Origin of the sequence: Promicromonospora kroppenstedtii DSM 19349 (assembly GCF_000515355.1) — a bacterium.
Taxonomy (GTDB): domain Bacteria; phylum Actinomycetota; class Actinomycetes; order Actinomycetales; family Cellulomonadaceae; genus Promicromonospora; species Promicromonospora kroppenstedtii.
Genome location: NZ_KI911735.1, coordinates 8,763 through 10,440 on the forward strand (window position 1 = coordinate 8,763; position 1,678 = coordinate 10,440).

The 1,678-nt window shown below is 74.6% G+C and carries 3 protein-coding genes; 1 reads left to right on the top strand and 2 read right to left on the bottom strand.

Going from position 1 to position 1,678, the window contains the following annotated elements; translation table 11 throughout:
• Together PROKR_RS22085 and PROKR_RS22090 are read right to left on the bottom strand one after the other, a co-directional pair.
• Positions 1–824, bottom strand: an 824-nt coding sequence (locus PROKR_RS22085; protein WP_051433245.1) for an MsnO8 family LLM class oxidoreductase, incomplete at its 3' end; no start/stop codon positions are given.
• 41 nt (positions 825–865) lie between these two features.
• Positions 866–1,237, bottom strand: a complete 372-nt coding sequence (locus PROKR_RS22090; protein ID WP_036967557.1) for a nuclear transport factor 2-like protein — start codon at positions 1,235–1,237, stop codon at positions 866–868.
• A gap of 186 nt (positions 1,238–1,423) precedes the next feature.
• On the opposite strand from PROKR_RS22090, the gene PROKR_RS22095 reads away from it, so the two are divergent.
• On the top strand, positions 1,424–1,678 hold a 255-nt coding region (locus PROKR_RS22095; protein WP_036967561.1), incomplete at its 3' end, for a MerR family transcriptional regulator.

Sequence of the window (1,678 nt, forward strand, 5' to 3'; positions counted from 1 at the left end):
CCCTGCGCGAGCTGCGCCTCGACGCGCTCGCGCAGCTGGCCGCTCCAGGGCTGGGCACGGATCGCCGCGACCGGCTCCAGCGGACCGAACTCGCCCGTCTGCCGGGACCGGGCCATCGCCCACGCCTCCGGCAGGGCCAGCTCGCGGGCGAGCGCGTCGGTGTCCGCCACCAGGACGTCGGACGAGACCGTCACCGAGGGTTCGGGAGCACGGGGCGAGGGCTGGAACTCCTTGCGGTACGCGGCGAGCGCGTCGATCAGCTCGGGGCGGTCGAGCAAGGGCCCGCCGACGATGACCGGCAGCCCCAGCCGCGCGGCGACGGCGAGGCCCCGCCCGGTGGCCAGCACGACGACCGGTACGGTGCGCTCGGCCACCGGCCGGGCGGTGACCGCCGAGGCTCCGTCGAGATGGTCGCGCAGCTCCTCGATGTCCTGCACGAAGGTGTCCGGTGCGTCCGACCCGCGCCGCAGTGCCCGGCGCACGGGCTCTGTGAAGCCGAGGGTGCGCCCCACCCCGAGGTCCACCCGGTCCGGGTAGAGGGCGTCGAGCATCAGGAACTGCTCCGCGACGACCAGCGGCTGGTGGTGCGGCAGCATCACGCCGCCCGACCCGATCCTGATGCTGGTGGTCCGGGCGCCGAGCGCACCGAGCAGGACGGGCGGCGACGCCGAGGCGATTCCCGGCACGGCGTGGTGCTCAGCAACCCAGAAGCGGTGGTAGCCGAGCCGCTCGGCCGACACCGCCCGCTCGATCGTGTGCGTCAGCGCGGCGCTGTCGGGGTAGCCCGTGCGGGTGCGGGAACGGTCCAGCAGGGAGAGCCTCACGTGAGGCGTCAACCACGTGCGCACCCGGGCGCTTCCCGGTGCTACGGCGGACCGGGCGCCGTCCAGCGTTCCTCGAGAACATGACAGCGCGTGATGAGGCCGTCGGCGCCGACGGCGACGTCGAGCACGAACTCACCGGCCAGGACGAGACCGGTCGCACGCACCCGGGCCCGGCAGGTGCCCGTCACCACCGCCCGGTCTCCCTCTGCTCGGATCGTGTCCAGGTCGACGTGCTCGACGTCGAGCGCCTCGCCGAGCAGGGCGAGGCCCTCGAACCCGGTGTCCGCGTCCGCGTCGAACCGTCGCGTCAGGTCGCGGGGCGACGCCCCGGCGACCCGCGCCGCGAGCAGCTCGACGACGGCGACCCGAACCTTTGACTCCGCCCGGATCTCGACGGCTCCTCCCGCGTGCATGAGGGCTGTCTAGCCACCGGCACCCACCCGGCGCAAGGGGCGCGGCGACCGGTAGGGGCCACTGACCGGAACCGGCCAGAACTGTCTACCCCTAGGGTGTGACCCGAGGCTCGCCGACCGCTCTGTCCCCGCCGCCCCGAGGAGGACGCCCGTGAAGAACCCTGCGCCGGACGGCGTCTGACCGCCGTGCTCAGCAGCGAGCTCGCCGAGCTGGCCGGCGTCACCGTCCGGACGCTGCGCCACTACCACCAGATCGGGCTGCTGCCCGAGCCGCCGCGCACTGCCGGGGGCTACCGGCACTACGACGTCGGCCACCTGGTCCGGCTCCTGCGCATCACGCGGATGACGGCGCTCGGCCTCCCCCTGTCCGCACTCCCGGAGGTGCTGGACGACCCGGCGGCCGCCGACGAGCTGCTCGACGAGCTCGACCGCCGGGCCGCC

Coding starts and splice junctions, on each gene's coding strand:
- PROKR_RS22090 (WP_036967557.1), bottom strand. CDS start 1,237: ATGCACGCGGGAGGAGCCGTCGAGATCCGGGCGGAGTCAAAGGTTCGG.